Origin of the sequence: Pseudoalteromonas sp. 20-92, assembly GCF_030847595.1 — a bacterium.
GTDB lineage: Bacteria > Pseudomonadota > Gammaproteobacteria > Enterobacterales > Alteromonadaceae > Pseudoalteromonas > Pseudoalteromonas fuliginea.
In genome coordinates this window covers 1-6677 of record NZ_JANJGQ010000044.1, presented here as the reverse complement: position 1 = coordinate 6677, position 6677 = coordinate 1, and the positions used below count along the sequence as shown (strand labels likewise).

At 38.1% G+C, this 6677-nt stretch carries 8 protein-coding genes and 3 pseudogenes; 5 read left to right on the top strand and 6 right to left on the bottom strand.

Features of this window, described 5'->3' with window-relative positions:
- Positions 1-128, bottom strand: a pseudogene (locus tag NRL14_RS20490) (transposase); the annotation flags it as partial.
- A gap of 106 nt (positions 129-234) precedes the next feature.
- Positions 235-312 (bottom strand): annotated as a pseudogene (locus NRL14_RS20485) (Mobile element protein); the annotation flags it as partial.
- Positions 313-505: 193 nt separating this feature from the next.
- On the opposite strand from NRL14_RS20485, the pseudogene NRL14_RS20480 reads away from it, so the two are divergent.
- A pseudogene (locus NRL14_RS20480) lies at positions 506-802 on the top strand (sulfotransferase domain-containing protein); the annotation flags it as partial.
- A gap of 241 nt (positions 803-1043) precedes the next feature.
- Here the strand turns inward: NRL14_RS20480 and NRL14_RS20475 are convergent.
- A complete protein-coding gene (locus NRL14_RS20475; protein ID WP_149613366.1) occupies positions 1044-1667 on the bottom strand; it encodes an isochorismatase family protein in 624 nt (207 codons plus the stop codon).
- 136 nt (positions 1668-1803) lie between these two features.
- Here NRL14_RS20475 and NRL14_RS20470 point away from each other — a divergent pair, with 136 nt between their 5' ends.
- Positions 1804-2715, top strand: coding sequence for a LysR family transcriptional regulator (locus NRL14_RS20470; RefSeq protein ID WP_306725484.1), 912 nt, complete (start codon positions 1804-1806; stop codon positions 2713-2715).
- 282 nt (positions 2716-2997) lie between these two features.
- Here the strand turns inward: NRL14_RS20470 and NRL14_RS20465 are convergent, their stop codons facing one another.
- Complete coding sequence (locus tag NRL14_RS20465; RefSeq protein WP_149613368.1) at positions 2998-3879, bottom strand: LysR substrate-binding domain-containing protein; 882 nt, start codon at positions 3877-3879, stop codon at positions 2998-3000.
- Positions 3880-4038: 159 nt separating this feature from the next.
- On the opposite strand from NRL14_RS20465, the gene NRL14_RS20460 reads away from it, so the two are divergent.
- The 3 genes from NRL14_RS20460 (at position 4039) to NRL14_RS20450 (ending at position 5661) form a co-directional block, all read left to right on the top strand.
- The gene (locus NRL14_RS20460; RefSeq protein ID WP_182702615.1) at positions 4039-4716 is read left to right on the top strand and encodes a pirin family protein; all 678 of its coding nucleotides are present in this window, start codon (positions 4039-4041) and stop codon (positions 4714-4716) included.
- 142 nt (positions 4717-4858) lie between these two features.
- Entirely contained in the window at positions 4859-5398 is a 540-nt protein-coding gene (locus NRL14_RS20455) for an NADPH-dependent FMN reductase (protein WP_169060237.1), read from the top strand.
- Between the two features lie 77 nt (positions 5399-5475).
- Entirely contained in the window at positions 5476-5661 is a 186-nt protein-coding gene (locus NRL14_RS20450) for a hypothetical protein (protein WP_306725483.1), read from the top strand.
- Between the two features lie 71 nt (positions 5662-5732).
- On the opposite strand, the gene NRL14_RS20445 is transcribed toward NRL14_RS20450, so the two are convergent.
- Positions 5733-6104: a hypothetical protein gene (locus NRL14_RS20445; RefSeq protein ID WP_282130468.1), complete on the bottom strand. Its 372-nt coding sequence runs from the start codon at positions 6102-6104 to the stop codon at positions 5733-5735.
- Positions 6105-6213: 109 nt separating this feature from the next.
- Positions 6214-6450 carry a DUF3144 domain-containing protein gene (locus tag NRL14_RS20440; RefSeq protein WP_306725482.1) on the bottom strand — a complete coding sequence of 79 codons (237 nt, stop codon included), beginning with the start codon at positions 6448-6450 and terminating at the stop codon, positions 6214-6216.
- Between the last annotated feature and the right edge of the window lie 227 nt (positions 6451-6677).

Here is a 6677-nt window from a genome sequence, read left to right as displayed (position 1 = left end):
CGATGCTCGTAAGATTGACCAGTAAAACGGTCTTCTCCACATAAAAATGCACGACGAACACAGCGTGAAATACAGTGGTAGTATTTTGTATCAACCAAACTTACTTGTCGTTTTCTTGCAATTGCCATAAGACAGTCTGCTTGTTTTTTACACTAAATAAAGCCTAGTACTTCTTTTCATAAAGTGCAAAATTTAGAGTGGGTGTCTGTTCTATTCATTTCTGTTCTATTCATTACGACGAACACAGCGTGAAATACAGTGGTAGTATTTTGTATCAACCAAACTTACTTGTCGTTTTCTTGCAATTGCCATAAGACAGCCTGCTTGTTTTTTACACTAAATAAAGCCTAGTACTTCTTTTCATAAAGCGCAAAATTTAGAGTGGGTGTCTGTTCTATTCACAAAATTTAGAGTGGGTGCCTGTTCTATTCACAAAATTTAGAGTGGGTGCCTGTTCTATTCACAAAATTTAGAGTGGGTGTCTGTTCTATTCATTAGGTGTCTGTTCTATTCATTAATGCAGCACTTCAGCATGCAACACAGCAATATAAAATTAGTAAAATACGAAGAATTAGTCTCACAGCCCGAGCAGCAAATTAAAGAGTTAGTCAGCTTTTGTAACTTAGAGTGGCAAGCACAATGTATAGATTTTCACTTAAACACCGCACCGGTCTCTACCGCCAGTAAAGTACAAGTACGCCAACCATTAAATAGCAAAGCAATTGGCCGTTGGAAAGCATTTAAGCCCCATACTGATGCAGCCGAAGATTACTTTTTAAAGCAAGGTATAAGTATTGAATAAACGTTTAGTTTTAGCAGTGGATGAATCCAAATAAGCGGCTTTGTATGAGTGTAGGTAGGATAAGCGAAGCGCCATCCAGCACTGTAAAATACCTTGCCAATTATTATCAACGTTTTATGTTGTCGATTGGCTGGAGAGTGCCTTAAGTAGTTGTGAGTGGTGCTTAATATAAAGTCAAAGCTCGCTGTCTTTGACTTAAACTGTTGACCTACCAGTAAATATGGTAGGCCAACGATACAAATTAAGAGCGAAGCGCAATTAATGTTTGATAAAACGGAATTGCAAGATCTGCGTATAGCCCTGCAAGTTGCTCACCTGTTGGGTTTTTCCAATCACGTTGTAACTCAGCTGTAATACCAACTGTAGAGTTCATAGTTACACCAGCGGCTGACATACGAGCAATTGATGTTGCTTGTGCTGCATCGTTCCATGTGCCTGACGCATCAATTAGCGCATGAACATTATAACCACGGGCAACGGCACTCAATGCTGCAAACGTTAAACAAACATCAGTCGATATGCCCGCAATAATAAGATTTTTACGACCTGTTGCTTCTACTGCATCAGCAAACTCAGGATAATCAAACGCATCGATTTCACCAGTACGTTGAATTATTTTTACATCGGGTAACTCATTTGTAATTTGTGGAATTAATGGTCCATTCGGTCCGTCTTCTGCAGATGTTGTTAATATTACTGGTAAATTAAACATCTTAGCTGTTCTGGCTAGAGTCGCAGCATTACGACGCACCATATCTTGGTCTAAATCTTTAACCCCAAGTAATAAGCCGGTTTGATGATCAACTAATAATATGGCGCTATTTTCTGGAGTGAAACGAGTATTAGGATAATGTTGGGTTGTCATATTTATGTTCCTCTATCTAATTTATTAACGTGTTGGGTTACTACGATTTAGATAATACGTGTTCTTGTTATTGACAAAAACATCGTACTGAAGAAATAATAGTTCTCCAAATTAGAACAAGAGAAGACGCAAAGCTATGGACAAATATGAAGAGATGAAGACTTTTGTACAAATTGTAGATTCTGGAGGCATTAGCCATGCTGCAAGTAAGCTTGATATTGCAAAATCTGCAGTTAGCCGGCGTCTAAACGATCTTGAGTCTCGACTTCATATTCAGCTTTTTAATCGTTCCACTAGGAAGTTTAGTCTAACCGACACAGGGAAATCATATTACGAACAATGCCTACGACTGCTAAATGATTTAGATGAAGTGGAGTCTTTGGTCACTAATGAAAATAGAAAACTAACGGGTAAACTTCGCATTGCAGCCCCTTTGTCCTTTGGAGTTGCCCATCTTGGTAATGTTGTTAAAACATTTATTAATAATCACCCTGATATAAAAATGGAGCTCAATCTAGATGACAGACGCATAAACATTATTGAAGAGCACTATGACATTGCGTTAAGAATAGGTGTATTAGAAGACTCACAACTAATTGCAAGAAAGTTATTTAAGCTTAATCTTATTCCGGTTGCCAGCCCTAACTTTTTAAATACGCACGGCGTGCCAAAAACAGCAAGCGATTTAGAATCATTACCAATGGTTGGCTACATGCTGAGTAACGACTATCTTCACTACACCGATCCCACGGGTCATGCAGGTAAAATAAAACCCCAAATTGTTCACTCGTGCAGTAACGGAGATTTTATTGCAGAGTTAATTTCAAACGACATTGGATATTGTATTTTACCGAGCTTTATTGCGTATAAATACATCGAAGATAAACGTTTGGTGCCTTTATTACCAAAGTACATATGGGGCAATGAAAACGCTTATGCTGTTTACCCTTCAAATCGTCACCTTTCTCGTCGAGTAAGAGCATTCATTGAATATTTAATATCTAGTTTTGAAAACACACCTTATTGGGATGACTGTATAAATAGATAAGCGCTTTGATATTAGGGTCTGTTGAACTTTCAAGGTTAAATTTGCAGCAGTCTGTTTGGTATTTAGGCAAGGCAGAGCCTATGCAGTGTGGTTATTCCCCATAAATGGGCGATAACGTAGCATTAATGCCAAACAGGCGCTGCCCAAAGGGTTCTTCCTAGGGGCTATTTACTCTTTGTTGCTCGGTTTTTACTTAGCCCACTAGGTTACAAATCTCGCGCCGCGATTAAATAGCCCCTAGTTTGAACAAATTTTAATCCGCAAAGATCAACAGACCCTAAATTACAGACTCTTACGCAGTTTATTAATAAACCACCTTGTAGCTTTCCCTTTGTTGTTTGTCCGCCAACCAAGAAACAAAGGTGTTACCGGTGCATCTTTGTTAATTGGTAAAGGGATTAAATCTCCTACCCCCAGTTGATTTATAATTCGATGTGTTGGTAAAAAACCAACGCCTAAACCTTTTACCTGCGCTGTTATTTTTTGCTCTAATGTGGCAACACGCATCACTGTTTGTTTTTCGAATATCCTGTGCGTCATCGGAGGCAACTTTTTTGAAGAGTCTCTGATCACAATTGAATGATATGGTTTTATATCCTCCTCAGATAGAGGAAGCTTATATTTTAGCAAAGGGTGGCTTTTACCGACTACAAACTGCCAGTCTGCGCGCTTAATTTCTTCAAATTTAATCCCTTGAGTGTTCACATCTGGAAAAGGTGCACCGATAACCAAATCAGCTCTATTTTCAATAATCGCGTCCCAGCTACCCCCTAATACTTCTTCTATAATGTTTACTTCAACATCTGTGTTAAGTTTATAAAACTCTGCAACAACCTCGTATAGTTCATTTATATCGTAAATAGTATCAATGGCAATGGTAATGCGGGACTCCCAGCCCCTGTCTACTTGTTTAGCTACTTCAACAATGTTCTGAGCTGCTTTTAATAACTCTCTACCTTGCTCAAGTAATACCTTGCCCGCAGGCGTTAAAATAGCTCTTCTTCCCTCGCGTCGGTAAACAATAATACCTAAATCTTCTTCTAACTTTTGCACCGTATAGGTAATTGTTGATGGCACACGATATAAAGTAGCCGCAGCGGCTGCAAAGCTGCCTTTTCTATCTATTGCGTCGAGTACTTCACACGCATCTAAGGATAATTTCATTAGCTCACCATCTAATTTAATTGTTCAGTATATTCGAACCTATTTATCAATGTAACTCAATTTAACTACAATTTATATTGTCTATAATAGATTCATAGTTTAAAAATTCAGAACATTTCGATTCTTTTATTTCAATTAATAATAGATCAGGAGCTTAAAATGCAAGTATTACACAAAGATTCATTACATAGAGGCGGATTTGCAGGGTTAAAAGAAACACGCCTTGTCGTTGATAATAAAATTGGCGGACGAAATGATACATGGAATGGACTTGGTAACTTTATATATTTAGCTGATGCACGCTTTTCACCTAAAGGCGAAACAGGTATGCATCCTCATCAAGAATTAGATGTTATTTCGGTTATGCTTGAGGGACGCATAGAACATAAAGGCTCTATGGAAAATGGGAAATCGATGCATGCTAATCAAGTGCAAGCACAGCGAGCAGGCGGCGAAGGCTTTGTTCATAACGAGATTAACCCAGACGATGTAGAAAACAGAATGCTGCAATTATGGGTTTTACCTGAAAAATCAGGTGAGCCTGCAAGTTATAGTTTTTTTGACTTGAAAAGAGACGAAATGGTGCGTGTGTACGGCGGTAACAAATCTCAACAAGACACACTAGATAGTCAGACTATAATCGAAATTGGTCTAATCAGTAAAAACCAAAATATCACTCACGAAGGCGAATTTATTGCTTATGTTACCGGTGGTGAAGCTATTGTAAATGGTGTTGAAGTAAAAGACGGTGATTTAATTCGTGACGATAAATTAGATTTTACAGCGCTTAGCGATGAGGTTCATTTATCATTAATTTACTTAAATAAAGCAAGCTAAAAGCTTTATCACGACTAATATTAATAGCAATAAACAAAACCGAAGCTACGTTTAATTTAGCGCAGCGTTCAAAATAGCTTAGCATACCAACAAGGTTGCCCTTAAATTAAGTAAGCAACCTTGATATATAGGAATTTAAATAATGAAAAAAATACTAACCGTATCGGGAAGTAATAGTAAAAACTCTATCAATAGAACATTATTAGAGCTGGCATCAAGCAAAATTGAAGGTCATGAAGTGACCACGCTAGATATTCGAGATTACCCAATGCCTTTTTTTAGTTTAGACAGAGAAGAAAGTGAAGGTCATCCAGATGCCGCTAAGCAAATACGTACTTTATTTGCACAACACGATGCTTTTATTATTTCATCTCCGGAGCATAACGGTGCAATACCTGCAGAGTTTAAAAACTTATTTGATTGGGTATCTCGTTTAGGTGATTTACAAAACCCAATGTTTGCAACAAATAAGCCTGTGTTTTTATTGAGTACATCTCCAGGTCCTCGAGGGGGCGCGACCAATATACAAACATTAAGTCAAATAATGCCATTTTGGGGAGCTGATATTAGAGGCTCATTTAGCTTAGGTAGTTTCTACGACTACTTTGTAGATGGAAAATTAAATGTTGAAAAAGAGCAGGAACTCACAAGCGCTATAACCGACTTTACTGCCTCACTTTAATCGACTAAGTGTTAGCCAGCAAAATCATCAAGAGCAAATATTGACGCCAGCTATCATAAGTTTTCACGGTCTACTCATTGTTAGCAGCTGAACGTCGTAAAAGTGGCAAAAAACATTCAAGGCGTGCATCTGAAACTCTGTTAGCTGGCGCCTTCGGCTTAACCAACCTACCTTTTGACGTAGGTCGGATAAGTGGCGAAGCCACTCCATCCGACAAAATGATGAATTCACCAGAGACAACCCAACTTACCGCGTTACTCTAAATGACCTTTTACGCTCAAAGCTGAACTTCGGCAAAGTGCCAATAGCGGACTGTCGTAACCTTAGTATCTTGTTAGTTTTCGATACTCTCATACGTCCCAAGCCAGTCTTTGTGTTCTGGGTATTTAAGCTTATAAGCATATATCTCAGCTTTAGTCGAATATTTAAAGTAAAGACCAAAATAATCAACTAAGTAATCTTCACCATTTCCCATACGCCAAAACATATCAGTTGGATGGCGATTAGGATATTTAATCCAAGGCGGTTTAGGCGGAGCATGCTTTAATTCATTATCGTAGCGATCCTTTAGCATTTTCTCCCAAGAAGCTTTGTGCTCGATATACTTATTCCATTGTTCATCAGTAGTGCCTTCAGGTTTATCACTTGCCAATGTTGCCACCGATATAAAAATTAAATTTAGAAATAATATGCGATATATATTCATAGAAAACTAACGCCCACAATAACAGACTAAAAGTGGTTGGCTAAAATTTAGGAACGAAGTAACTAAAGCCAACCAGTTTTAGTCCTTGTTGATTTGCCTTGTTATATGTTTATTTGCTGGAGTAGTGCTCAATAGAGTTCCTAAGCATATCCTCATACATTTCAATATACTCTGTAATATTAGCTTCGAGGTTGTTTGGGGATGATTTATCAAGAATGTTTTGAGCATTGTAGCAAGCGGTAGCAAATAGCATTGAAGAGCTTGCTTGAGACATTGAAGTCTCAGTTTCAACTTCAATCGCTTTTTCTAAATACCGGTCGACTACTTCTTCAAATTTTTCATCCATACTCTGAACATTCCCTAAACATATAACGAGACTGTAGAATAACTCCAACAGCCAAATTCAATTAAAAAACAAGTTCCTGTAATTAACTCTAAGCGCTTTTATAGCATTAGCTAATGCATTTGGAACCCATAAAACAAGATATTTTTCTTAAAAAAGAGTAATTCTACAGCCTATCGTGGTAGAGCGACCTATTGCTAGGCCGACCCCACACAGATCCGGACGTGCGG